Annotated in this window: 23 protein-coding genes, 1 tRNA gene and 1 pseudogene; 10 read left to right on the top strand and 15 right to left on the bottom strand. The window is 72.4% G+C overall.

All coding sequences use genetic code 11. The annotated features are described in order from the left end of the window. Positions 1-31: 31 nt before the first annotated feature. Genes ACLBYB_RS17885 through ACLBYB_RS17870 form a run of 4 tightly spaced genes read right to left on the bottom strand, consistent with a single transcriptional unit; the run spans position 32 to position 3,486 of the window. Complete coding sequence (locus ACLBYB_RS17885) at positions 32-577, bottom strand: transglycosylase SLT domain-containing protein (RefSeq protein ID WP_042670687.1); 546 nt, start codon at positions 575-577, stop codon at positions 32-34. Next, a complete protein-coding gene (locus ACLBYB_RS17880) occupies positions 537-2,105 on the bottom strand; it encodes a flagellar hook-length control protein FliK (RefSeq protein WP_447699564.1) in 1,569 nt (522 codons plus the stop codon). The genes ACLBYB_RS17885 and ACLBYB_RS17880 overlap by 41 nt, the downstream gene beginning before the upstream one ends. After that, the gene (locus ACLBYB_RS17875; protein WP_447699563.1) at positions 2,102-3,349 is read right to left on the bottom strand and encodes a chemotaxis protein; all 1,248 of its coding nucleotides are present in this window, start codon (positions 3,347-3,349) and stop codon (positions 2,102-2,104) included. The genes ACLBYB_RS17880 and ACLBYB_RS17875 overlap by 4 nt, the downstream gene beginning before the upstream one ends. Then, a complete protein-coding gene (locus tag ACLBYB_RS17870; RefSeq protein WP_447699562.1) occupies positions 3,346-3,486 on the bottom strand; it encodes a hypothetical protein in 141 nt (46 codons plus the stop codon). The genes ACLBYB_RS17875 and ACLBYB_RS17870 overlap by 4 nt, the downstream gene beginning before the upstream one ends. A gap of 9 nt (positions 3,487-3,495) precedes the next feature. On the opposite strand from ACLBYB_RS17870, the pseudogene ACLBYB_RS17865 reads away from it, so the two are divergent. Both ACLBYB_RS17865 and flhB read left to right on the top strand, forming a co-directional pair. After that, positions 3,496-4,188 (top strand): annotated as a pseudogene (locus ACLBYB_RS17865) (flagellar motor switch protein FliG); the annotation flags it as partial. A 104-nt stretch (positions 4,189-4,292) separates the two neighbouring features. Beyond that, positions 4,293-5,354: a flagellar biosynthesis protein FlhB gene (gene flhB, locus ACLBYB_RS17860; RefSeq protein WP_447699561.1), complete on the top strand. Its 1,062-nt coding sequence runs from the start codon at positions 4,293-4,295 to the stop codon at positions 5,352-5,354. 205 nt (positions 5,355-5,559) lie between these two features. On the opposite strand, the gene ACLBYB_RS17855 is transcribed toward flhB, so the two are convergent. After that, the gene (locus ACLBYB_RS17855) at positions 5,560-7,722 is read right to left on the bottom strand and encodes a malate synthase G (RefSeq protein ID WP_447699560.1); all 2,163 of its coding nucleotides are present in this window, start codon (positions 7,720-7,722) and stop codon (positions 5,560-5,562) included. A gap of 144 nt (positions 7,723-7,866) precedes the next feature. Between ACLBYB_RS17855 and ACLBYB_RS17850 the strand changes: the two genes are divergently transcribed. Beyond that, on the top strand, positions 7,867-8,766 hold the full coding sequence (locus ACLBYB_RS17850; RefSeq protein WP_020093252.1) for a LysR family transcriptional regulator: 900 nt from the start codon (positions 7,867-7,869) through the stop codon (positions 8,764-8,766). A gap of 219 nt (positions 8,767-8,985) precedes the next feature. On the opposite strand, the gene ACLBYB_RS17845 is transcribed toward ACLBYB_RS17850, so the two are convergent. The 4 genes from ACLBYB_RS17845 to ACLBYB_RS17830 all read right to left on the bottom strand — a co-directional run bounded on the left by ACLBYB_RS17845 (position 8,986) and on the right by ACLBYB_RS17830 (position 11,426). Next, the gene (locus ACLBYB_RS17845; RefSeq protein ID WP_091978273.1) at positions 8,986-9,789 is read right to left on the bottom strand and encodes a class II aldolase/adducin family protein; all 804 of its coding nucleotides are present in this window, start codon (positions 9,787-9,789) and stop codon (positions 8,986-8,988) included. Between the two features lie 236 nt (positions 9,790-10,025). Next, positions 10,026-10,628, bottom strand: a complete 603-nt coding sequence (locus ACLBYB_RS17840; RefSeq protein ID WP_447699559.1) for a nucleoside deaminase — start codon at positions 10,626-10,628, stop codon at positions 10,026-10,028. 77 nt (positions 10,629-10,705) lie between these two features. Next, entirely contained in the window at positions 10,706-10,960 is a 255-nt protein-coding gene (locus ACLBYB_RS17835; protein ID WP_042670699.1) for a hypothetical protein, read from the bottom strand. Between the two features lie 124 nt (positions 10,961-11,084). Beyond that, the gene (locus tag ACLBYB_RS17830; protein WP_447699620.1) at positions 11,085-11,426 is read right to left on the bottom strand and encodes a GCG_CRPN prefix-to-repeats domain-containing protein; all 342 of its coding nucleotides are present in this window, start codon (positions 11,424-11,426) and stop codon (positions 11,085-11,087) included. Between the two features lie 242 nt (positions 11,427-11,668). Here ACLBYB_RS17830 and ACLBYB_RS17825 point away from each other — a divergent pair, with 242 nt between their 5' ends. Next, complete coding sequence (locus tag ACLBYB_RS17825) at positions 11,669-12,874, top strand: serine hydrolase domain-containing protein (RefSeq protein ID WP_447699558.1); 1,206 nt, start codon at positions 11,669-11,671, stop codon at positions 12,872-12,874. Positions 12,875-12,898: 24 nt separating this feature from the next. Here ACLBYB_RS17825 and ACLBYB_RS17820 read toward each other — a convergent pair whose 3' ends face one another. The 5 genes from ACLBYB_RS17820 to ACLBYB_RS17800 all read right to left on the bottom strand — a co-directional run bounded on the left by ACLBYB_RS17820 (position 12,899) and on the right by ACLBYB_RS17800 (position 16,579). Further along, a complete protein-coding gene (locus ACLBYB_RS17820; protein WP_447699557.1) occupies positions 12,899-14,182 on the bottom strand; it encodes an amidase in 1,284 nt (427 codons plus the stop codon). 61 nt (positions 14,183-14,243) lie between these two features. After that, a complete protein-coding gene (locus ACLBYB_RS17815; protein WP_056523289.1) occupies positions 14,244-15,023 on the bottom strand; it encodes an SDR family oxidoreductase in 780 nt (259 codons plus the stop codon). Between the two features lie 173 nt (positions 15,024-15,196). Next, a complete protein-coding gene (locus tag ACLBYB_RS17810) occupies positions 15,197-15,334 on the bottom strand; it encodes a hypothetical protein (RefSeq protein WP_020093244.1) in 138 nt (45 codons plus the stop codon). 247 nt (positions 15,335-15,581) lie between these two features. Continuing rightward, the gene (locus tag ACLBYB_RS17805; RefSeq protein WP_056523291.1) at positions 15,582-16,079 is read right to left on the bottom strand and encodes a hypothetical protein; all 498 of its coding nucleotides are present in this window, start codon (positions 16,077-16,079) and stop codon (positions 15,582-15,584) included. Continuing rightward, on the bottom strand, positions 16,076-16,579 hold the full coding sequence (locus ACLBYB_RS17800; protein WP_020093242.1) for a hypothetical protein: 504 nt from the start codon (positions 16,577-16,579) through the stop codon (positions 16,076-16,078). The genes ACLBYB_RS17805 and ACLBYB_RS17800 overlap by 4 nt, the downstream gene beginning before the upstream one ends. Positions 16,580-16,876: 297 nt before the next feature. Between ACLBYB_RS17800 and ACLBYB_RS17795 the strand changes: the two genes are divergently transcribed. Next, complete coding sequence (locus tag ACLBYB_RS17795; protein WP_020093241.1) at positions 16,877-17,206, top strand: hypothetical protein; 330 nt, start codon at positions 16,877-16,879, stop codon at positions 17,204-17,206. 39 nt (positions 17,207-17,245) lie between these two features. Further along, positions 17,246-17,464 (top strand): hypothetical protein, encoded by a 219-nt coding sequence (locus ACLBYB_RS17790; RefSeq protein WP_447699556.1) that lies wholly within the window; start codon positions 17,246-17,248, stop codon positions 17,462-17,464. Between the two features lie 215 nt (positions 17,465-17,679). On the opposite strand, the gene ACLBYB_RS17785 is transcribed toward ACLBYB_RS17790, so the two are convergent. Beyond that, positions 17,680-17,754, bottom strand: a tRNA-Val gene (locus ACLBYB_RS17785). 476 nt (positions 17,755-18,230) lie between these two features. Here ACLBYB_RS17785 and ACLBYB_RS17780 point away from each other — a divergent pair. The 4 genes from ACLBYB_RS17780 to cyoA all read left to right on the top strand — a co-directional run bounded on the left by ACLBYB_RS17780 (position 18,231) and on the right by cyoA (position 24,332). Continuing rightward, on the top strand, positions 18,231-19,274 hold the full coding sequence (locus tag ACLBYB_RS17780; RefSeq protein ID WP_091926348.1) for a hypothetical protein: 1,044 nt from the start codon (positions 18,231-18,233) through the stop codon (positions 19,272-19,274). Continuing rightward, positions 19,274-21,460, top strand: a complete 2,187-nt coding sequence (locus ACLBYB_RS17775) for a glycosyltransferase family 2 protein (RefSeq protein ID WP_091978268.1) — start codon at positions 19,274-19,276, stop codon at positions 21,458-21,460. The genes ACLBYB_RS17780 and ACLBYB_RS17775 overlap by 1 nt, the downstream gene beginning before the upstream one ends. A 168-nt stretch (positions 21,461-21,628) precedes the next feature. After that, positions 21,629-22,960 (top strand): MFS transporter, encoded by a 1,332-nt coding sequence (locus ACLBYB_RS17770; protein WP_020093237.1) that lies wholly within the window; start codon positions 21,629-21,631, stop codon positions 22,958-22,960. A gap of 139 nt (positions 22,961-23,099) precedes the next feature. Continuing rightward, the gene (gene cyoA, locus ACLBYB_RS17765) at positions 23,100-24,332 is read left to right on the top strand and encodes a ubiquinol oxidase subunit II (RefSeq protein WP_447699555.1); all 1,233 of its coding nucleotides are present in this window, start codon (positions 23,100-23,102) and stop codon (positions 24,330-24,332) included. Positions 24,333-24,336: the final 4 nt, after the last annotated feature.

Genomic DNA, 24,336 nt, shown 5'->3' with positions numbered 1-24,336 from the left:
GGTCCGCATTCTTCCGCCCCGGCCGGGACGATCACCGGCAGAAATGCGCCGCGGCCGGCGTCCACTGGCCGAAGCCCGTGGCGACCATGTTGGCCACGACCCGGCAGATGTAGATCTTCTGCGCGGCGTTGTTGTGCGGGCCGGCATGATAGCGCGCCACGGCCATCGTCCAGCTGCCCTCCCGCCGCTTCAGATCCCGGAGAAATTGCGTCGCGTAGTCCACGTTCGCGCGCGGGTCGATCATGGCCTCGACCGAGGCGAACTTCTCGCCGTGATAGTGGTGGTTGATCTGCATGCAGCCGAGATCGATCAGGCGCGCGCCCCGGCGGCGCGCCGCGGCGAAGTGGGCCAGCACGTCCTGGGGCCCGGTCGCGAAATAGGCCGCCCCTTCGATGTTCATGGCGTAGGGCTGGAGCGAGCCGCGCTTGCCCGTCTCCGTGAGGCCGACCGCGTAGAGCACGCCGAGGGGCACGCCGTAACGGGCCGCGGCACGGCCCATCTCGGCCTCGCACACGGTCCCGGCGACCGGGGCGGCGCTACAGATAAACGCCGCCGTCGCGAGGACGTACCGTCTCATCTGTCCGCTCCCCGTCGCGCCTGCCGAGCGTCGGCCGCTGCGCCGCGCGCTGGTCTGCCTGCCGCTGCCCGTCCCCACCGTGACCCGGCTGGGCGCCGCCGTCGGTGAGCCCGGATTGGCCCTGGGACGGTGATCCGCCCGCGGAGAACCCGGCGTCGCCGGGGCGAACCGGCTCGACAATGATCTCGGGCCGGTAATGCGCGTGCTTGAGCAGTTCGGTGAGGATCGCCGAATCGCGCTGCAGCATCGCCGCCGTCTCGGGACGCGCGGCGCGCAGATGGGTCTCGAGCTGACCGTCGACGAGCCGCAATTCCACCGTGACGATCCCGAGGCTCTCCGGCCGGAGCTGGATCTTGAGCACCCGGAGCGGCCCGTCCTGAGCCGCGGGGATCGCCGGATCGGCGCCGACGCGACGCTCCGGTCCGGCCGCGGTCGCGCGCTCGATCTCCTCCGTGATGGCCGCCGCGATCGTCGGCAGGACGGCGGCGAGTCGGGCCGGCTCGGTCCCGGATCCGTTGCCGGGACCCGGGATGGGGACGCCCGGCGGCCCCTGCCGGCCGGTGGGGGCGAGGAGGAGTCCGGCGATGCCGGAGCGGGGACGGTTGTCCTCGCGTGCCGTGAGCCCCCCCGGCCCATCGATCCCCGTCGCGGTGGGGGCCGACGCATCGGCGCGGGCCGACGCATCGCCGGCTCGAGGCTCGGGATCGGTCGCGAGGGCGACCGTCGCCTTCGGCGGCACTGCGTTCACCTTCCCGGCGACCGTCCCGGCGATCTGGGTGGCGACTTGCGCGGCAATCTGGGCGGCGATCTGGCCGGCCGGCGCGATCGGAGCGGGATCGGGCCCGGTGACGGCCGGAGCCACCGGTCCGGGGCGGATGGGTCGAGGCTGAGCGTCCGCCGCGTTCGGGACGGCCGGCAACGGGGACGTTGCCGCTGCGGCGGCCGGGAGGGCGTGCCGGGCCGCCTCGGGCAGGACGGGCTTGAAGTGAACCGCCCGGTCGAGGACCTCGACCTGCGGGGGGCCGCCCTGCAGCAGGGTGCCCGGGCTCGGCCCGGCGCGCGGCGACGCGTCCGCGCGGGCCGCCTCGAGATTTCCCACGAGGCTGGTCTCCGGGGCCGCGTCGGGGCCCGCCGGGGATGCGGCGGATGGGGCCGGTCCCGGAGCACCGGTCCCGTGGCCCGCGGGCATTTCCGGACGGGCCGACAGGACGGCGGCGCTCAGGATCTCGGCGAGCGCCGCGGCGGCGCTGCCGGGATCGCCCGGTGACGGCGGCGGCGCGGGCGATGCGCCGGCTTCGGGCCGCCGATCCTCCCCGGTCGCGCCCTCCGGTTCGTCCATCTCACTCCCGTCGGTCTCGGGTCGGGCCGCGGGAGTTCCCCCCGAGACCGCGCGCAGGACCAGGTCGAAGGCGCCCCGCACCGCCGCATCCGGCAGCGCCTGAAGGTCGCCCGCCGGATGCGGGGACGGTGCGACATCCCGATCGGGTTTGGGGACGGGTTTCTGGACCGCGGTGGAGATCGTGTTCACGGGGTCGCCTCGCTGAGCATCAGATCGATCCGGTCGATCGTGGCCTGCGCCTTCGGGATCAGGCTCGCGGGCCCGTCGGCGGGATCCGGCGCCCCCCGCGCCGGCTTCGCGGCGGCGTCGGCCTCCGGCAGGCCGGGCCGGCCGGCGAGCCCGCGTCCGATCGCCTCGGCGGTCGACAGGGCCGTCTCGAGGAGGCGCAGGTCGCGGGCCGTGAGTTTGGCCCTGTCGAGCGATCTCAGCGTCCGCGACCCGGACTGGAACGTCGCCAGGCTCACGATCTCGGCGGCAGCCCGGTAGAGCTGGCCCCGGGTCGCCTCCGCGCTTCCGGGCGCGCACAGCGCGAGGGCCTTCTCGCTGGCGCGGAGCGCCGCGGCCGTCTGACCCGCCTGGATCGCCGTCTGGGCGACCACCAGATACAGGTCGCGCCGGCTCTCGGGACCGAGCTCGTCCAGGATCCTGTTGAGGGTCGCGAAGCGCTCCGCGTCGTGGCCGATATCGAACTGCGTCAGCTGATAGGCCAGTCGCTGCCGGAAGTTGCCCGCGTAGATCGAGTGCGGGAAGCGGCGCAGGTACTGGATCGCCAGCGCCTCGAACGTCTTCAGGTCGCCGATCTGACCGAGGGTGAAGATCTCGCGGCGCAGGGCGCCCTCCTCGGTCAGAGTGCCCGGCAGCAGCACCCGGACGCGGTCGAGCAGGGCGATCGCCCGGATCGGTTGGTCGGGCACGGCGAGCGACGCCTGCGTCAGGCCGATGGCGCCCGCGAGCGTCGGCGGCAGATCTGTCGTGTCGACGTCCTGGAGCAGGCGCCGCGCCTCGGCCTCCCGCCCCTCGACATAGGCGAGCGCGCCGCGCGCGAGCGTCGCTTCGGGCTCGCCGAGGCCGTCCTGCGCCGTCAGCCGGCGCAGGACGGAAGGACCGCCGCCGCTGAGGGCGAAGGTGATCGCGGCCCGGAGATTGCTCCGGCGGCCCCAGATCTCGGGCGGGGCGGCCAGGAGATCCGCGTTGATCCGGGCGATCAGCAGCGGCTGGCTCTCGTGGGCGGCCCGGGAGCCGGCGGCGACCCGATCCTGCAGCAACTGGAGCGTGCGCACCCACTGCACCGGATCGCCCGTCGGTGCCTGCGGCTCGGCGGCCGGGGCGGCGGGAGGGCCGCCCGCCGGTTCCGCGGCGACGGGGGCGGCCCTCCCCGCGATGAGCAGGCCGAGGGCGGCCGCCACGATCCGCCCGGTCCGGGACACCTTCATCCTGGAGATCCCTGCAGGAGAATCTCGATCCGCCGGTTCTCCGGAGCCTTCGGATCCGCGGCGTTGCGCGGCGTCCGGTCCGCGGCGCCCTCGACGCGCCAGATCCGCCCTTCGTCGATCCCGGCCCGGGTGAGCATGTACGCAGCTCGATCTGGGACCGCATCTCCAACGGGTCCGAGACCGCCCTGGCGGGCTACCTGATCAAGGAGCACCCTCAGACCGCGGCGCTCGTGCTGTCTAAGGTCAAGCCGGCCTGCGCCGCCAAGGTGATGGCGCAATTGCCGGCGCCGCTGCGCAACGGCGTCATGCGGCGGATGCTGACGTTCAAGCCGATCGTCGACGCGACCATGAAGATGATCGAGCAGACCATCCACGAGGATTTCATGATCAACCTGGCGCGCAATGCCGCGGCGGATACCCACTCGCGCATGGCCGACATCGTCAACAAGATGGAGCGCCAGAGCATGGAGGAGGTCCTGGACAACCTCACGCAGACGCGCCCGAAATCGGCCGAGATCCTGAAGAGCCTGCTCTTCACCTTCGACGACATCATCCACATGACGCCGCGGGCGCGGACGACGCTCTTCGATCAGGTCCCGCACGAGAAGGTCATCCTCGCCCTGAAGGGCACGAACGGGCCGTTGCGGAACGTCGTGCTCAGCGCGCTGACCGCCCGCGCCCGGCGCCTCGTCGAGCACGAGCTGGAGGGAGGCGAGCCCGCCGCCCAGCGGGACGTGCTCGACGCGCGCCGCGCGATCACCGACCAGGCGCTCGAGATGGCGTCGCGCGGCGAGATCGAACTCACCCCGGCCGACTCGGATGAGACCTACTTCCGCTAGCACCGTCCCCGGTCGGGGACGGCTCCGGGGCGCCGCTCCGGCGGACGCGTCCCGCCGGGCCGACCGGCGCGGTGCCGTCGGCGGCCCGAGGTCGGGGCGCCGCGATGTCTGAGGACAGGGAGAGCAAGACCGAGGCGGCGAGCGAGAAGAAGATCAGCGACGCGATCACGGAAGGAAACACGCCGTTCTCGCGGGAAGCGCCCGTCTTCGCCTCCATCCTGGGACTGCTGATCTTCCTGGTCTTCGTGGCGCGGGATCAGGGGCTGCCGCTGGTGCAGAGGCTCGCGCTGGTCTTGGAGCAGCCGCGCAACTTCAGCGTGGAGACGAGCCACGACGCGATGCGCCTCGTCCACGCCCTCGCCCTGGAGATGGGCCGCTTCCTGCTGCCGGTCCTGGTCATCCTGCTCGTGGCCGGCATCGCCGCCTCGATCTTCCAGAACGCGCCGCGCGTGGTGTTCGATCGGATCCAGCCGAAATGGTCCCGCATCTCCCCCGTCGCAGGCTGGAATCGGCTCTTCAGTCTGCAAGGGTTCGTCGAGTTCGGGAAAAATCTGTTCAAGTTCTTCGCGATCGGCGGCATGTCCTACATGGTCCTGCACGCGGATCGCCACGAGATCGTCAATGTCATGTTCGTGGATCCAGTCGGGTTGCCAGAATTTCTGCTGACCCTCTCGGTGCGCCTCGTCTCGGCCGTGAGCGTCGCGACGATCGCGCTGGTCGCCGGCGACCTGGTCTGGACCCGCGTGCGCTGGCAGCGCGACCTGCGGATGTCGCGGCAGGAGGTGAAGGACGAGTTCAAGCAGCTCGAGGGCGACCCGCTCGTGAAGGCGAAGATGCGCTCGCTGGCGCAGGACCGGCTGCGCAAGCAGATGATGGCGGCGGTGCCCCGCGCCACCATGATCCTGGCGAACCCGACGCACTACGCGATCGCGCTGCGCTACGACCAGAGCGAGAACGACGCCCCGACGGTTCTGGCCAAGGGCGCGGACCTGATCGCCCTCCGCATCCGCGAGATCGCCGAGAAGCACCGGATCGAGGTCGTCGTCGACAAGGCGCTCACCCGGGCGATGTACGACCATGTCGAGGTCAACCAGGCGATCCCGGCGGAATTCTACCGGGCGGTGGCGAACCTGCTGGTCTACGTGATGACGCGCAAGCGCCGCTGACCGGCGCGGCGTGGCCGAGGCGTGGCAGCGGCGTGGCAGCGGCGTTGACCGGTCGGCCCGTCCCGACCGGCAGAGGCCGCGGACCCTGGCAGATCCGCGGCGCGGCGTTTCAGGCCGCGCAGGCCGTCGGCGGGCCCGGGGCGCGGTCTTGGGGCAGTCTTGGGGCGGTCTCGGGGCGCTGCGCGTCCGGGATCCGGGAGCGGCCTCAGGCCGCCCGAACGCGGGCGTCCAGGCGCTTCGCCTCCCGGCGGAACCGGTGCAGCACGAACTCGGTGTAGCCGTTCGGCTGGCCGGCGCCCTCGAAGACCAGGGCCTCGGCGGCGCGGAAGGCCGGCCCGTCGAAGCCCGGGGCCATCGGCCGGTAGGCCCGGTCGCCGGCGTTCTGGCGATCGACGACCTCGGCCATGCGCCGCAGGGCCGCGGCGACCTCGTCGCGGTCCACGATCCCGTGGCGCAGCCAGTTGGCGATGTGCTGGCTGGAGATCCGCAGGGTGGCGCGGTCCTCCATCAGCCCGACCTCGTGGATGTCCGGCACCTTGGAGCAGCCGACGCCCTGGTCGACCCAGCGGACCACGTAGCCCAGGATCCCCTGGCAATTGTTGTCGAGCTCCTCCCGCACCGCTTCCGGCGCGAACGCGCCCTCGGCGAGGGGCAGGGTCAGCATGGCTTCGCGGGTCGCGGGCGCCCGGCCGGCGAGCGCCGCCTGGCGGGCGCGGACATCCACCTGATGGTAGTGGAGCGCGTGGAGCGTCGCGGCGGTCGGCGACGGCACCCAGGCGGTGTTGGCGCCCGCCTCCGGGTGGGCGCCCTTGGCGTCGAGCATCGCCGCCATCCGGTCGGGGGCGGCCCACATGCCCTTGCCGATCTGCGCGTGGCCGGGCAGGCCGCAGGCGAGGCCGGCATCGACGTTGCCGTCCTCGTAGGCCTTGATCCAGGCGGTCGCCTTCATGGCATCCTTGCGGACCACGGGGCCGGCCTCCAGCGAGGTGTGGATCTCGTCGCCGGTCCGGTCGAGGAAGCCGGTGTTGATGAAGAACAGCCGGTCCGACGCCGCGGCGATCGCCGCCTTGAGGTTGAGCGTCGTGCGCCGCTCCTCGTCCATGACGCCGATCTTGAGCGTCCGCGGCGCGAGGCCGACCAGCGCCTCGACCCGCCCGAACAGCGCCACCGCGAAGGCGACCTCGTCGGGACCGTGCAGCTTGGGCTTGACCATGTAGACCGAGCCGGTCCGGCTGTTGCGGAGCGGACCGGTGCCCTTCAGGTCGTGCAGGGCGATCAGCGCGGTGACGGCCGCGTCGAGGAACGTCTCCGGGATCTCGGCGCCGTCGAGGGTCACGGCGTCGGTGTACATGTGGTGGCCGACATGCCGGACCAGCATCAGCGACCGGCCCGGCAGGGTCAGGCGCCCGCCGTCGGGGGCCGTGAAGGTCCGGTCCTCGGCGAGCCGCCGCTCGACCGTGCGGCCGCCCTTGGACAGGGTGGCGGTCAGATCACCGCGCATCAGGCCGAGCCAGCTCCGGTAGACCGCGACCTTGTCGGCCGAGTCCACGGCCGCCACCGAATCCTCCATGTCCATGATGGTCGAGAGGGCGGCCTCCAGCACCACGTCGGCGATGCCGGCCGGGTCGGTGCGGCCGATCGGGCTCGCGCGGTCGATGACGACCTCGATGTGCAGGCCGTTGTGGCGCAGCAGGAGCGCGGTCGGCGCCGCGGCGTCGCCGGTGTAGCCCGCGAAGGCGGACGATCCGGTCAGGCCGGCGCTGCGGCCGGCGCCGAGATCGGCGGCGAGGCGGCCGTCCGTCACCGAGAAGCCCACGGCATCCGCCCAGGAGCCGACGCTCAGCGGCGCGGTCGCGTCGAGGAACGCCTTGGTCCTGGCCACCACCGCGGCGCCGCGGGCCGGGTTGAACCCGGCGCCGGGCGCGAGCTCGCCGTCCTGCGGGATCGCGTCGGTGCCGTAGAGGGCGTCGTAGAGGCTGCCCCAGCGGGCATTGGCGGCGTTCAGCGCGTAGCGGGCGTTGGAGATCGGCACCACGAGCTGCGGCCCGGCGATGGCGGCGATCTCCGCGTCCACGTTCTCGGTGGTCACCCGCACGGTCTCGGGCTCCGGCTGCAGGTAGCCGATCCGCGTCAGGTAGGCCGCGTAGGCCGCCGGGTCGTGCGGCGCTCCGCGATGGTCGCGGTGCCAGGAATCGATGTCGGCCTGGAGGCCGTCGCGCCGGTCGAGCAGCGTCCGGTTGTGCGGTGCGAGATCGCGGACGATCGCGGCGAAGCCCGACCAGAACCGGTCGGCCGAGAGACCGGTCCCGGGCAGCGCTTCCTCGGAGACGAAGGTGCGGAGATCCTCGGCGACGACGAGCTTCGACATGGCGATCCTCGGGGATGCGTGGCGACGCGCGTCAGAAAAAAAATCGAACGCGCCGTGAAAAATTTTTGACGTCTCCTCGATAGATCGCTTGGCATCCGCGAGAAAGGCGGCAAAAGGGATTTGATTTTTTCCGCAGCGTTGACAATGCACGACCAGAGCGACTTGGAGATCTTCGCCCGGGTGGTCCGCACCGGCAGCCTCACCCAGGCCGGGTCGGAGCTCGGCCTGTCGGTCGCGGTGGTGTCGAAGCGGCTGAAAAGGCTGGAGGAACGGCTCGCCGTGCGCCTGCTGCATCGCACCACGCGGCGGGTGGCGCCCACGGATGTCGGTGCGGCCTTCTTCGAGCGGATCGCGCCGATCGTCGACGCCATCGCGGAGGCCGAGAGCCTCGTGTCGCAGACGGCGACGCGGGCGCGGGGGACGCTCCGGGTCACGGCGCCGAGCTCCTTCGGGCGCCTGCACATCGTCCCGCACCTGCGGGCCTTCTTCGCCCTCCATCCCGGCATCGTGCTCAACTTGGAGCTGAGCGACGATTTCGAGTCGATCGTCGAGCGCGGCTACGACCTCGCGATCCGGGTCGGCGCGCTGGAGAGTTCCGGGCTGACGGCGGTGCGCCTCGCGCCAGTGCAGCGGGTCCTCTGCGCGCGGCCGAGCTACCTCGACGCGGCCGGGCGGCCGCAGAGCCTCGACGACCTGCGCGGCCATGTCTGCCTCGCCACCGAGAACCAGAATCCCTGGCGGCTGGTCGGGCCGGAGGGCCCCTGCACGGTCGGCGCCTCGGGGCCGCTGCGCACCCATTCCAACGAGGTGGTGCGCGAGGCCGTGATCGGCGGCCTCGGGATCGCGCTGCGCTCCACCTGGGACGTGCACGCGGAGCTGCGCGACGGCCTGCTGGAGGTGGTGCTGCCGGCCTACGCGGCGGCGGCCTCGGCCGGCATCTTCGCGGTCTACCCGAGCCGGGCCTTCGTGCCGGCCAAGACGCGGGCCTTCATCGCGTTCCTCAAGCAGACCTACCGGTCGAGCGGGGCCTGGGCAGACGGGTGAGGCCCGTGCTGCGGCGTCTCGCTCCTGCTGAGCGGGAGACGCCCGCTCGACGTCTCACGCCGTCGCCGATCGCGGCACCGCCGTCGTTGCGGGTGGAGCGAAGCAGTCCGGTCGGCGTGACGAGGTCGGACGTCGCGCTGCCCTGGGTCGCTTCGCCGCGCTCGCGATGACGGAGAGCGGCGCATCGACCGAACGGCTCAGCCGGCGGCCGTGCCGCCCTCAGCCGTTCGCGAAGAAATCCGGATCCGTCCGCGCCAGCATCCGCTTGAATGCCGCCCACTCGTTGTCGGGCGCCCCCTGGACCACGACGCGGTCGTAGCCGGCGGCGTACTGCCCGGCGGTCTTGGTGGCGATGGCGGAGGAGGGCCGGATCACCGGCGCGCCCGCCGCCTGGATCGCCAGCTGCGCCCGGCACGAGCGCTCCAGGTTGTGCATCAGCCGGAACGCCTCGCCGACTGTGCGGCCGCAGGTCAGCAGGCCGTGGTTGCGCAGCACCATCACGGGCTTGTCGCCGAGATCGGCCACCAGCCGCTCCCGCTCGTCGAGGTCGAGGGCGATGCCCTCGTAGGCGTGGTAGGCGACGCGCCCCGTGAACTGCATCGACCACTGGTTCAGGGGCAGGAGCCCCTCCTCCTGGCAGGAGACCGCCACGCCCGCGACCGTGTGGGTGTGCAGCACGCAGATCGCGTCGTGGCGCGCGGCGTGGATGGCGCTGTGGATCGTGAACCCGGCCGGGTTGATGCCGAGCCCCATCGGATCCTCGAGCACCTTCCCGTCGATGTCGACGGTGACGAGGTTCTCCGGCGACACCTCCTCGAAGCGCATCCCGTAGGGGTTGATCAGGAACCGGTGCCCGGCGCCCGGCAGCCGCGCCGAGATGTGGGTGTAGATGCTGTCGTCGAGGCCCAGCCGATGGATCAGCCGGTAGGCGGCCGCGAGGTCGACGCGCATCGCGCGGATCGCGGCGCGATCGGCGGGGTCCGTATCCCGGTCCGCGACGGTCGACGGTGTGGCTGCGCTCATGCGACGGCTCCCTGCCGGTCGGCCCTGTCGGCCCTCCGGGATCGCCGCCCGGCGCAGGCGGTCCCGCGATCCCCGGGCGCCCGAGGCGGGGGCTCGGGGCGAGGTCCGGGAATCGCCGGCAGGGTGCACCAGGGCGGGCGGCCCGGCAATGCGGCGGGACCTCCGGGGGAGCGACGGCCGCGTCCCACCGGATTGCCGGGCCGCGCGGGCGGTCGCCCGAGCCGTCTTCCAGTCCCTTACTTGGACGGGCGGTCGCTGGGCGGAAAGAGCGCGAGCGCCTCCTCCGCCAGGACGCCGCCCGTGATCGCGATCGGGCGGAACGCCGACCGGTCCGCGACCTCCGTGCAGGTGATCATGATCTGGTCGATCTTCGTGGCGAGCTGCTGCAGCGAGGCGGCGAAGACGACGCGCGAGATCCCGCACCAGACGATCGCGCCCATGCACATCGCGCAGGGTTCGCCGGACGTGTAGAGGGTCGTCCCCCGCAGCGCCTCCGGCCCGTGCTCCGCGAGGAAGCGGCGGATCGCCACCATCTCGCCGTGCGCCGTGGGATCGCGCTGCTGCTTCCCGAGATTCAGGCCCCGGGCGCGGATCTCGCCCTCCGCGACGATGACGGCGCCGAACGGGAAGTCGGCGCGGCGCGCCTCGGCGATGGCCGCCCGCATGAAGGTCTCGTCCGCGGCCGTGGCCGGCGCGGCGGTGGCCGCCGACGCGGGGCGCGCGCCCGTCGACAGCGCCACGCCGAGCGCCGCGGCCCCGAGGAACGCGCGCCGGCCCGCATCGGGCGCGACGGGCGGTGCGTGGTCGTGCTGCCCGGTGCCGCGGAGCTTGCTCGTCATGATCGGTTCCGCTGAGCTGTCTCGAGGGGCCGTCCCGGCGGCCGCGACCGCGGCCCTAGCCGTCCTGGAAGCGCTGCCTAGAAGCGCTGATCGGTGCGGCCGGGGTTGGGGCCGCGGCCGTGATAGGACGCCATGCACAGGTGCCAGATCTGCGAACCGAGGTCGTAGAGGCTGAGGTTGTTCGGGTTGGGGTAGCTGAAGATCTGGGCTCGCGCCTGCTCGCGGCAGGCGGCGTCCTGCGGGCTCTGGATGGGCGGCTCCGGCACGGATTGCGCCGCCGCCCCCGTGGTCAGGGCGATCGCGGTCGCGAAGGCAATCAGCGGGAGGCGCATTGTCACAGGTCTCCGGATACGGTGCCGCGGCGGCCGCTGTCCAGCCGGCCGCGGATCTGGGAAGCGGTATGTGGGGCCGGCGGCGCTCCGGGCGAGACCGTCCGGAGCGCCGCCGGCGCGTTCGTCAGCGGCGACGCCAGTGGTAGCTGCGATGCCAATGATAGTTGCGGTGCCAGCGATAGTTGCGATGCCAGCGGTAATTGCGGTGCCAGCGATAGTTGTAGGTCCGGTAGAAGCGCCGGCCTCCGTAGTAGCGGGCTCCGTAGAAGGCCGGGCCCGGGCCGTAGAACCGGCGGGCGTTCGGGACGCACCGGCCCCACGGGTTGAGGTGGAATCCGGGCCCGCACCAGTAGCCGACCCGGGTCAGCCCGCTCGCGTCGCTGGCCAACGGCGCCGGTGAGAGCGGGGCCGCCGACGCGGGGCCCGCCAGGCCCAGGCCGCTCAACACAAGGGCCACGAGCCCCATCATCCGCATGAAATGCACGGCGTGATCCTCCCGCGACCGGCGCGCTGTCCGCGTCCGGATCGTGCATCATGCTGCTTGCGAGCCAAGATTAATGTCAATGGCCCGCATTCAGTCAATACCTGTATCAACTACGCATCATCATTTATGAGCCGCGCGATTTCCGTTCTGTATTCAGTGTTCGTCAATGCATCCGTTCCAATCTGACGCACCCGGCGCGCCGGTGACGGATCGGGAGGAGGACCATGAACAGCACGGATCGTCGGGCCGGCGGACGGTCTCGACCCATCGTGACGGCCGGCCTCGCCGCCCTCGTCCTCGCGCTCGCCGCCGGTCCCGGCGGCGCGCAGGACGGCTTCGGTGAGGGGGCCGGGCGCCCGGCCGACCTCGCGGCCGGCGCGGAGGTGGACGCGCTGCGGCCGGTCGTCGAGCGCTTGGCCGGCGCCTGGGTCGCGCGCGGGGCGATCCCGGGCCTGATCGTGGGCGTGAGCCACCGGGGGCGGCGCAGCTACTTCGGGTTTAACGGGGCCGGCGGCGCGCCCTACCGGTCCGACACGATCGTGGAGATCGGCTCGATCACCAAGGTGTTCACGACCGCACTGTTCGCCGAGGCCGTCGATGCGGGCCGCCTGCGTCCCGACACGCCGCTGCAGGAGCTGTTGCCGAACCTGCGGCTCCGGCCCTGCACGGCCCAGATCACGCCGCTGCAGCTCGCCGACTTCACCTCGGGGATGCCGACGCTGCCGGGCGACCTGCCGCGTGCCCTGGCGGAGCGCAGCGTCCGGACCTACCCGCCGGAAGCGTTCCTGGCCTGGGTGTCGCGCTGGAGCCCGGAGGGATCCGAGGCGGGCGGCTGCGCCCTGCCCGCCCCCTACCGGTACTCGAATGCCGGCATCGGCCTGCTCGGCTACGTTCTCTCCGAACGTCTCGGCGCGCCGTGGGAGAGCCTCGTGCACGAGCGGATCACCGGGCCGCTCGGGATGACCAGCACGGCGGTCACCGTGAAGCCGGCCGACCGCGCGCGTCTCGCGCAGGGCTACGGGATGGAGGGCCAGCCGGTCATGCCCTGGCCGGTCTTCGCGTGGTACGCCGCGGGAGCGCTCCGCTCGACCGCCACCGACATGCTCGCCTTCGGCGAGGCGGCGCTCGGGCACGAGGCGGTGAACGGCGCGCCCGTGCCGCCAGCGCTCACCCGGGCGCTGCGCGAGGCGATGACGCCGCTCTACCAGCCGGAGGGACAGACCTTCCGGCAGGGCATGGCCTGGATCGAGGAGATCGGCGACCCGGACGCGGGCCAGCGGCCGGTCTTCCTGAAGGTCGGGGGGACCGACGGCTTCAACAGCGTGGTCGTCCTCAATCCGGGCAAGGATCTCGTCGTCTTCGTGGCCGGCGGCCAGCCGAAGATCGGCGCGGAGCGCCTCGGCGTGGCGCTGTCCCGCCAGATCCGCTGAGCGGGCCCGGGCCGCGCGGGGCGCTCACCCCGCCAGCGCGGCCTCGATCCCGGCCCCGATCGCCAGGAGCCGGCGGTCCTGCTCGTGCCGGGCCAGCAGCATCAGGCCCGCCGGCCGGGGCAGGCCCGGCATCGGCAGGGACAGGCCGGTGAGATCGAAGAAATTGCCGAAGGCGGTGTTGCGCAGCATCAGGCGATTGGCCGCCAGGAAGGCCGCGTCGTCCGCCGCCAGCGGGGCGGTGAGCGGCGCCGTCGTGGCGGTCGCCGGGAGCGCCAGCACGTCGAGCGGGGCGAGGTGCCGGTCGAAGGCGGCGATCAGCGCGGCCCGCCGGCGCATCGTCCGGATGTAGCCCGCGGCCGTCGCATTCCGGCCGGCCACGATGCGGCGATGCACCCGCGGGTCGTAGCGGCCGGCCGCGCTGTCCAGCCAGTCGGCGTGGATCGCCGCGGCCTCGATCGCCGCGAGGGAGCCGTCCGGGAGCGCCGCGTCCATGGCGGCGAGGTGGTCGTCGATCGGGTGATCGGCGATCCGGGCGCCGGCCCGGGACAGGCGGGACAGCACCCGCTCGAAGGCCTCGGCGACCGGCGCCTCCGTCTCGGTGAACAGCAGGCTCCGCGGCACGCCGATGCGCAGGCCGGCGACGGCGAGCGCCTCCAGCGGCGCGGGCTCCTCGCCCGCCATCACGGCGTCGGCGGCCGCGCAATCCGCGACCGTCCGGGCGAGCGGCCCCAGGGAATCGAGGGCGTAGGACAGCGGGAACGCCCCTTCCAGCGGCACGCGGCTTGCGGTCGGCTTGAAGCCGACGACGCCGTTCAGCGAGGCCGGGATCCGGACGGAGCCGCCCGTGTCGGACCCGATCGCGATGTCGCTCGTCCCCTGCCCCACCGAGACCCCGGCGCCGGAGGACGAGCCCCCCGGGATGCGCGCCGGATCGGCGGCGTTGCCGGGGGTGCCGTAATGCGGGTTGAGGCCGAGCCCCGAGAAGGCGAACTCGGACATGTTGGTCTTGCCCAGGATCACCGCGCCGGCGCGGCGCAGGCGGGCGACCACCGGGGCGTCGGACCGCGCCGGCGCCGCGTCGGCCAAGAGGACCGAGCCGGCGCGCGTCGTCTCGCCCGCCACGTCGAACAGGTCCTTGATCGAGACCATCGCGCCGTCGAGGGGGCCGAGGGAGATCCCGTCCCGGCGGCGCGCATCGGCGGCGTCCGCCGCCGCGCGGGCCTGCTCCGGGTAGAGGCGGGTGAAGACCGCCGGGTCCCCCGCGGCGATCCGGGCCAGCCGGGCCTCGAGGGTCTCGCGTACGCTCATGGTCCTCACCGCATGATCTGATCCGGCCCTGCAAGCGGAGGGCCGGTCGGGCCGGTCCGCGTCAGAACGTGCCGGGATAGGCGCCGCCATCCATCAGCAGGTTCTGCCCGGTGATGAAGCCCGCCTGCTGGCTGCACAGGAACGCGCAGGCGGCGCCGAACTCGTCGGGGTGGCCGAAGCGGCCGGCGGGGTTGTCGCGGGCCCGCGCCTCCAGGAACGCCTCCACGGAGGTGCCGGCCTTGGCGGCCCCCGCGACGGCGTTGCCGCGGATCCGGTCGGTGTCGAAGGGGCCGGGCAGCAGGTTGTTGATCGTCACGCCGTGCCGCACGGTCTTGCGCGCCAGGCCGGCCACGAAGCCCGTCAGCCCCGAGCGGGCGCCGTTCGACAGGCCGAGATGCTCGATCGGCGCCTTCACGGCGCCGGAGGTGATGTTGACGATCCGGCCGAACCCGCGGTCGATCATCCCGTCGACCGTCGCCTTGATGAGCGCGATCGGCGCCAGCATGTTGGCGTCGAGCGCCCGGATCCAGGCGTCGCGGTCCCACTCGCGGAAATCGCCGGGGGGCGGGCCGCCGGCATTGTTGACCAGGATGTCGGGCTCGGGGCAGGCGGCGAGCGCGGCGGCCCGGCCGGCCTCGGTGGCGATGTCGCCCGCGACGGCGGTGACGGTGACGCCCGTCGCGGCGCGGATCTCGTCCGCGGTCCGCTCCAGCGTCTCCGCGGTGCGGGCCGTGATCGTCACCGCGACGCCCTCCCGGGCGAGCGCCAGGGCGCAGCCCTTGCCCAGTCCCTTGCTCGCCGCGCAGACGAGCGCCCGGCGTCCGCTCAAGCCGAGATCCATGGGAAGCCTCCGTGAGCCGGCCCTCGCCGCGAGGGCGTCCGGCGCGTCATAGCGCGCCGGGTGCCGTCCCCGGAAGCGGCCCGGGACGGGGCGCGGGGCCTCTCGGGGTCTCTCCGCCTCCGGAGGGCCGGTTCGGCGGCGGGCGCCTCACGGCCGGAACCGGGATCCGGCGCTCACCACGTGCGCAGGTCGCGGGCGCCGGGCACGTCCGGACGCTCCTCCCGCTCCGGAGCGACGAAGCCTGCCCACAGCAGGGCCACCGCTCCGGTGAGGAGCGGAAGGGACGTGCTGAGGACGAGGCTGAGGGTCACGGCGATCCTGCCAGGCGGACGGTGTCGAGGCGACGAGATCAGAATTCCATATCCTGAGAATTGTTTTCGACGACTTAAGGCGAATGCGCGTAATTGCGGGAACCTGAAGGAAATCTGCGCGGCCGGCCCGCGTCGCGGCGGCCATCGCGCGTGAGGGCGGCGTCGGACGCTCGGCCGAGGCCGACGCATCGCGGGTCCGCGCGATCCCGGCCGGATGTCCGGGCGACCGGGGCCGGTGCGCGCCGGCTCAGGGCTGATCCGCCGCTCCGGACAGGGCGCCGAACTCGTTGACCATGCACTCGTGCATCCGGCGCAGCCACGCCCGCGCCTCGGCCCGCTGGGCCTCCGCCCGTTCGGCCCGCTCGTCCGACGCGCGGGCCTGCGCCTCGGCCCGCTCGGCCCGGGCGAGTGCCGCCTGCAGGAGCGCCTCGGCGTGGCGGGCCCGCTCCTCGGCCGCGCGGAGCGCCGTCTCGGCCGCCCGCACGGAACTCTGAGCCTCCCGGACGGAGTCGCGGGCGCTCGCCTGCAGGGCGCGGACCCGCGCCGCGGCGCCGCGCACGGCGGTCAGGGAGGTCGACCAGTCATCCTCGGCCGCCGGGGAGGCGGGCGCGGGGGATGCGGCCGCGGCGCCGGAGAACAGCGCCACGACCCGGTCGATCGGGTCGGCGTGGCCGTCGCGCGGCAGGGCCGGGTCGGACAGGGGATGGGGCGCCGTCGGCTCGGCCCACGCGCGGGCGGCGCTCATGCCGCAGCCTGCTCGGTGAGGTCCGAGAACTCGGACAGGATCGCCTGCTGGACACGGTCCAGCCAGTCCTCGGCCTGCCGGGCCCGATCCTCGGCGGCGCGGGCGCGGGCCTCCGCCGCCTTGGCGCGCTCCTCGGCGGCGACGACCTGCGCCTCGGCGCGCAGCTGGGCCTCGCGCGCCTGCATCTCGGCCATCCGGGCGCGCTCGTTGGAGGCGTGGACCTCCTCGCGGACCTGATCCAGCACCTGCTCGATCCGCGCCTCCCGCTCGCGCGCCTGGGCCTCGATCACGCGCGCTTGGCGGGCGGCGGTCTGCACCCGGTGGATCAGCGCGTCCCAGTCCCGCGGCGCGGCCGGCGGTGTCGGGGACTCGGCCCGCGCGTGCAGCGACGCGACGGCGCGCAGGACGTTGCCGAGGTCGGGTTCGGACGCGGCGCCGCGCTTGGCCTTGTCTGCGGGCCGGAACCGAGGATCGCTCAGAAGCCTCTGCAGCTCGCTCACGGATCCCCTGCTCCCTGTGTACGCGATTCTGATCCGACTAAGCTGTTTAGAATGGTTAACGAAGGATTAAACGACGGGCGATCGGGTATTGGACAATTAATGACGGCGGCCGATCCCCGCGCGGCGGCCACGGCCGGGCGGGCCTCGCGCCGGGCCCCGGATCGCCGGATCGAAGCCGGCGGCAGGATTGCCGGTGCGCTCGCCGGATGTGCTGTTTGATACGGAATTCGCGCCCGGAATGACCGCGTATTCAGCTCATCGGTACGGGCTGAAATGGTTGTTCTGCAGGAGATCGCGATGGCCGGGAACCGCATGGAAGAGGCCTGGAGGCCGGCCTTCAAGACCGGACAGATCTTCTTCGGGCACCCGCAGGAATGCTGTGACTGCCTGATCTGGGAGCTCAGGACATCCGGGGCGCGGATCGAGGTCCAGCCGGAGGCGGTGCCACCGCAGGCCGTCCGGCTCGTCTCGATCGCCCTGCTGCTGAACCAGGCCTGCGAGGTCGTCGCGCGCGAGGGCCGGACGATCGAGCTGAGGTTCTCCCCCCGTCCGGAGCCCGCGGGCGGTGCGCCCGACGCGACGCGGCCCGTGCTCGGCCGCACGCTGTTCCCGCCGCACCGGCCATAAGTCTCCCGCATCACCGCGAAGCACCCGAGGAGGTGCGTCATGACCGCTCCGCAAGTCATCGCAACGATCTTCTTCCTGGTCTCGGTCGGTTCGGCGACGACGCTGGCCCTCATGGCGGCGGCCTCGGCCGTGCTGGACGCGGTCGCGAAGACCTGCGACCGCGCGCGGCCGGACGCGGGACGGGACCGCTCGCGCCGTGTCACGGAGGCCGCCTGTCGGCTGCGCCGCGCGGCCCTCGCCCGCACCGCGATCCCGTAGGATCCCGGTCCCGCCGCCGGGTCGGGCATCGGTTCTGCTCGAGCCTCGTCGTCTCGCCACGCGAGAGGAGGCACGAGCGACGCCGTGAGGGAGGAACGGGCAGGCGCGATGCCGTAGGCCGCGACGGGTTCGGAGAACCCCTCGGTGGGCGATCCTGCCGTGACGTCAGTCTGGGGCGTTCAATCTGGAGACGGGCCGGGAGTCACGGCGCCGAATGGTGGAGACGACAGGGATCGAACCTGTGACCTTTCCCATGTCAAGGGAATGCACTACCGCTGTGCTACGTCTCCATATCGACCGCGATCAGGTTCGACGAACCTGCAAGCCATCGAAATAGTCCAGACTGCTCAGTAACTTATGAGAGTGCCGACTACCGTGTCAAGGTAGTGCTCTCCCGCCGAGCTGCGCGTCCGGGCCGGCGCCGTTCGGGCTCCGGTGGGCGGGGCCTATAGCGGCTGCCCGGCGAGGGCGCAAGCGGAACCTGCGTGACCAGGCCGATCGATCGCGTCCCTCAATGGTCCGGCCGCGGCGCGCGCCGACCCGATCGCCCCGCGCCGCGCGCGGATAGCGCATTCTGCGTCAATGGCTTAGAGACGGGGAGAACGAGCCGGCGGGGGCAACCCGCCGGGATCCGTCTCCGGGCCGAACGCGCCATGGTGCACGCCGACGGGAAAATGCGCTATGGCCCTGCCGCTCGGCATCCGGCCGCGCCGCGACACATGGCGGACACTCGGCGCCGGCATGCCGCCGCCTCACGCTTCAGGACATGCGCTACTTCATCGACCACGATCAGGGCGACTCGATCCGCGGCTGGATCGTGCCGGACAATCCCCTCGCCATCAGCCGGGTCGTGGTCGCGGTCGACGGCCGACGCGTGGCCGAGGTCCCGGCCAGCGTCATCGACGAGGCGTTCAAGCGCAACGGCTGGCACGCCACCGGGCAATGCACCTTCGTGGTCAGCGAGGCCGAGGTGCCGGGCCTGTCCGAGATCCCGCGGCTCGAACTCTACGATGCCGACACCAACGTGCTGGTCTACCGCCGCATGCCGGTCGAGGGTCAGATCCGGCTGCGGACCATGCTGATCAACACCGGCATCGAGCCCGAGACCGTCCTCCAGACGGCGCTCTTCCCGTATTTCCAGCACTGCTACTTCGGCATCCACAAGCTGCCGGACGAGATCCTGAGCTGCGTCCTGGCCGGCCCGGCCGCCCCGTCGGCCTTCCTGTCGGGCGCCGTGACCATCCCGCGCTACGAGAACTTCATGACGCCGGACCTGATGGTCACGGCCATCCTGCTCCAGGAGCCGCAGATCGAGATGGCGGCCCGGATGCGCTGGCTGAAGGCCCGGGCCGCGGATGCGGCCGATCCGGCGCGCAGCTGGCGCCTGGGGCCGCTGGCCGAGGCCGCCGCCTTCGCGGACGGGTACGACTTCTCCGACGTGAAGAGCCTCAAACGCTTCTTCCGGATGCTGCCCGAGCCCGCCTACCGGCTGCTCTACAACCCCCTGACCCGCCAGCTCGGGACCCGCATGCCGGACGACCGGCTGCATCCGGGCAACTCGATCGCGGCGATCGAGATTCTCGCCCGGGTCGGGATCGTCGGCCACAAGACCCGGTTCCCCGCCTTCGCGTCGACGCTGTTCGACCGCCTCGGGATCGGCGCGCCGATCCCGGCGCTGCCGCCGGTGCCGGCCGAGACGCTGGCGCTGGCCGAGCGCCTGAAGAGCGTCAAGGCGGTCGAGGACATGATCGTGTTCGACGTGGCCATGTCGGATGCCGTGAAGGCCTCGGTCGACAAGAGCTGGAGTTGATGGTGCGTTCGACCGGGCCGGCGGTGCCCGAACTCCGCCTCCCGACGGCGCAGGTCGCGGGGCTCTGGGGCAAGCGGCGCGCCCTCCCGGCGCGGGCGGGCTCCGACGGGTTGCGCGTCGCGCTGCCGGATCTCGCGGGCCGCTGGGTCGAGATCATCCTGTCCAACGACCCGGCCGAGGCCCGCGACACCCTCCCCGACATCAGCTTCGTCGGTCCCGACGGACGGGCGGGCACGCTGCTGCCGCAGGAGGCCCGGGGCGGCGGCGCCTTCGCGTGGATCGGCTGCCTGCCCGAGGACGTCGTCGAGCTGCGCGTCGCCGACCCGGCCGGGCGCGTCCCGGTCCGGCTGCGTCGGATCGCCGTGCGCCGCCTCGCCCGGCCGGTCCTGGCCGCCCGCGGGCTCCTGCGCGATCCCGGCCTGACCGTGCAGGCCTTCACCTGGCGGATCCTCGGCAAGAAGGTGCGCGCGCGGGGCTTCCTCGGCCGGGCGCTGCGCCACCGGCGCGTGAGCGGCTACGAGGCCTGGCTCGGGACCCACACCCTGCGCCGCGCGGAGCGGGACGGGATCGCCGCCGAGATCGCCGCCTGGACCGATCCGCCCCTGATCTCCGTGCTGATGCCGGTCCACGATCCGGACCCGAAGGTGCTGCGCGCGGCCCTGGCCTCGCTGCGGGCGCAGCTCTACCCCCACTGGGAACTGTGCGCCGTCGACGACGCCTCCACGCGCCCCGAGATCCCGCGGATCCTGAGCCGGGCGGCCGAGGCCGACCCGCGCATCCGCGTCCTCGCCCGGACGGAGAACGGCCACATCGCCCGGGCGACCAACGACGCGCTGGGCATGGCCCGGGGGGCGGTCTGCGCCTTCATGGACCACGACGACGCGCTCACCGAGGACGCCCTCTACGAGGTCGCCCGGGCGCTGCGCCGCGACCCGGGCCTCGTGCTGATCTACAGCGACGAGGACAAGATCGACGGGCGCGGCCGGCGGTTCGACCCGCACTTCAAGTCCTGCTTCGACCGCGAGCTGCTCTATGCCCAGAACTACATCAACCACCTCACGGTCGTGCGCACCGAGGCGCTGCGCGCCGTCGGCGGCCTGCGCCCCGGCTTCGAGGGCAGTCAGGACCACGACCTGCTGCTGCGGCTGACCGACGGGCTCGACCCCGCCCGCATCCGCCACATCCCGCGGGTGCTCTATCACTGGCGCGCCGCCCAAGGGTCCGGCACCTTCTCGGACCGGGCGCTCGCCCGGGCGGAGGCCGCGCGCCTGCGCGCCCTGGAGGAGGTCGTGGCGCCCTGGGGCGGCCGCGCGGAGCGCGGTCCCGGCGGCTTCAACCGCCTGGTCCGGCCGCTGCCGGCGTCGCCGCCGCGGGTCTCCGCGATCATCCCGACCCGCGACCGGGCCGAGATCCTGTCGGTGACCCTCGACGGGCTGCTCGGCGCGACCGACTACCCCGACATCGAGGTGATCATCGTCGACAACGACAGCCGCGAGCCGGAGACCGCCGCCCTGTTCGCCCGCTACCGGGACGATCCGCGGGTGCGCGTCGTGCCGGTGCCGGGGGCGTTCAATTTCTCGGATCTGTCGAATCGCGGCGCCGCCGCGGCCACCGGCGCGGTGCTCCTGTTCCTCAACAACGACATCGAGGTGCTCGAGCCCGGCTGGCTGGCCGAGCTGGTCCGCCACGCCGTGCGGCCGGAGATCGGGGCCGTCGGGGCCAAGCTCCTCTACCCGGACCACACGATCCAGCACGGCGGCATCGTCCTCGGGATCGGGGGCGTGGCCGGCCACAGCCATCTCGGCGTCGCGGACGCGGATCCGGGCTATTTCTGCCGCATGGTCATCGCCCACGAGGTCTCGGCGGTCACCGGCGCGTGCCTGGCCATGCGGGCGGACGTGTTCGCGGAGGTCGGCGGCTTCGACGCGCAGGCCCTGAAGGTCGCCTTCAACGACGTCGACCTCTGCCTGAAGATCCGCCGGTCCGGCTACCGGATCGTCTGGACCCCCTTCGCGAAATTGATTCATCACGAGTCGAAGAGCCGCGGGGCCGAGGACACGCCGGAGAAGCAGAAGCGCTTCGAGGGCGAGGTGCTGACCATGCTCGACCGCTGGGGCCCGGAGCTGCGTGCCGACCCCTATTACAACATCAACCTGTCACGGAATTCCGCCCATTACCGCGTGTGAGCGGTCCTCACCCGGTGGCGACACCGGTGGTCGCGACCGCGCGGTGCTATGCATGCGTCAGTGGGTAAACTTGCGTCCGGAGCCGGTTGCGGTACCTCTGGACATGCCGCAAGAGGCAGTTCCGGCCAAGGCGTCCCCACGGGCGCGCGGCGAGGGCGACAATCAGAGATGAGTGCGAACACCCCTACGGTCGCGGGCCTGGAGCGCGACGCCCAGCAGGCGATGGGAGACCACAAGGTCCACCCCAACGAGATCGCCATCGGCGTGGTGATCGGACGCGCGTCCGAATACTTCGACTTCTTCGTGTTCGGCATCGCCTGCGTGCTGGTCTTCCCGAAGGTGTATTTCCCCTTCGTCGACCCGCTGAAGGGCACCCTCTACGCCTTCTCGATTTTCGCCCTCGCCTTCATCGCCCGGCCGCTCGGCACCGTGCTGTTCATGGCGATCGACCGGCGCCACGGCCGCAGCGTCAAGCTGACCACGGCCCTGTTCCTGCTCGGCGGGTCGACGGCGGCGGTGAGCTTCCTGCCGCGCTACGACAGCATCGGCATCTCGGCGGTCTACATCCTGGCCGGCCTGCGGATCCTGCAGGGCCTCGCCCTCGGCGGCGCCTGGGACGGCCTCGCCTCGCTGCTCGCCATGAACGCCCCGCGGGAGCGCCGCGGCTGGTACGCGATGATCCCGCAGCTCGGCGCGCCTTTGGGCTTCATGGTGGCGAGCGCCCTGTTCGCGTTCTTCATCGTCAATCTCGACGAGGCCGATTTCATCGACTGGGGCTGGCGCTTCCCGTTCTACTGCGCCTTCACCATCAACGTGGTCGCGCTGTTCGCCCGGCTGCGCCTCGTCGCCACCGACGAGTTCGCCCGGATGATGGACCTCGACCGGCTGCGCCCGGTCCCGGCCCTGGAGCTGTTCCGCCACCACGCCGGCGACGTGGTCCGCGGCGCCTTCGTGCCGCTCGCCGCCTTCGCGCTGTTCCACCTCGTAACGATCTTCCCGATCGCGTGGCTCGCGCTGAACAGCACGACCCGCTCGCCGGGCGAGTTCCTGATCGTGCAGTTCTCCGGCGCGATCGTGTGCGCCGGCGCGGTGGCGGCCTCGGGGCTGATCGCCGACCAGATCGGCCGCCGCAACTGCCTGATCATGAGCAGCTCGCTGATCGGCTTCTTCGCCGTCGGCAGCATCATCGCGCCGCTCCTGTTCGGCGAGAGCGCCATCGGCCAGACCATCTACGTCACGATCGGCTTCATGCTGCTCGGCCTCGCCTACGGCCAGACCGCGGGAGCGGTGAGCGCCCGCCTCGGCAACCGCTACCGCTACACCGGCGCGGCGCTGACCTCCGACTTCGCGTGGCTGATCGGGGCCGGTTTCGCGCCCCTGGTGGCCCTGTTCCTGTCGCAGCGCTACGGCCTGGCGATGATCGGCGTCTACCTCCTCTCCGGCGCGGTCTGCAGCCTCGTGGCCCTGTTCACCGACCGGTCGGAACTGCGCCAGATGTGAGTCGGCGGCCGGCGGCGCAGGCCGCCCGGCCCGCCCGTGAGCTGACTGGAACGCCGCCTCGCGCGGTACGGCAGAAGCGCCGCGGCAGCGGCATGGCAGAAGTGCCGCGGCAGCGGCCTGGGATGACGAGACGCGTGCTGTGACATCCACGATCCATCGACCGGACAGGACCGACACCGCGACCCGCCGAGGCGGTCGCGCTCGGCGCCTCCTGCCGCTCCTCGCCCTGCCGCTCCTGACCCTGCTCGGCGGCTGCAACTTCGTGGTCCTGCACCCGGCCGGCTACGTCGCCGAGCAGCAGCGCAACCTCGTGCTGGCGGCGACCGGGCTGATGCTCCTGATCATCGTCCCGGTGATCGCCTTCACGCTGATCTTCGCGTGGCGCTACCGCGCCAGCAACCAGGACGCGGTCTACGATCCCGAATGGCACCACTCGACGCAGCTCGAGGTGCTGATCTGGACGGCGCCGCTGATGATCATCATCGCCCTGGGTGCCCTCACCTGGATCGGGACCCACACCCTCGATCCGTTCCGGCCGCTCAGCAAGATCGACCCGAAGCGCGACGTCCCGGCCGGGACGGTGCCGCTCGAGGTCGAGGCCGTGGCCATGGATTGGAAGTGGCTCTTCCTCTACCCGCAATACGGGATCGCCACGGTCAACGAGCTGGCCGCGCCGGTGGACCGGCCGATCCGCTTCAAGATCACCGCCACCGACGTGATGAACACGTTCTACGTGCCTACGCTCGCCGGCATGGTCTACGCGATGCCGGGCATGCAGACCCAGCTCCACGCGGTGATCAACCGCGAGGGTGCCTACGAGGGCCGCTCGGCGCATTACAGCGGCGCCGGCTTCTCCAACATGTTCTTCAAGTTCCACGGCCTGACCACCGACAAGTTCGACCAGTGGATCGCCAAGGCCAAGGCCGAGGGCGGCGAGCTGACCCAGGAGGTCTACCTGAAGCTGGAGGAGCCGAGCGAGGCCGAGCCGGCGCGGTTCTACAAGTCCTACATGAAGGGCCTGTACGACCGGATCATCGGCATGTGCCCCTGGCCCGACCAGATGTGCGTCGGCGAGATGGCGAAGATCGACGCGCAGGGCGGCGCCACCGGCGCGGAGGCCGCGGAGAACTACGCGCGTCTCCGGTACGATAACCGGCTCGCCGAGCGCGGCGTCGAGGGGCCGGGCGCGACGGCGCCGGCCTCCGGAACGGCGCCGCACGGCCAGACGCAGCCGCAGGGCATGCAGCCGCGACCCGACATGGGCAACCCGGACGTCCGGGGCCAGACGACGCCGCCCGACGCCACGGGCCAGGGCTCCGGCGGGGGTCGGAGCGGGGGCATCCAGATCGCCCCGAAGCAGCTGAACCAGTGAGGCC

Source organism: Methylobacterium sp. D54C, from assembly GCF_053345595.1.
Note: the sequence above shows the minus strand (reverse complement) of the source record. Positions and strands in the feature narration are given on the sequence as shown.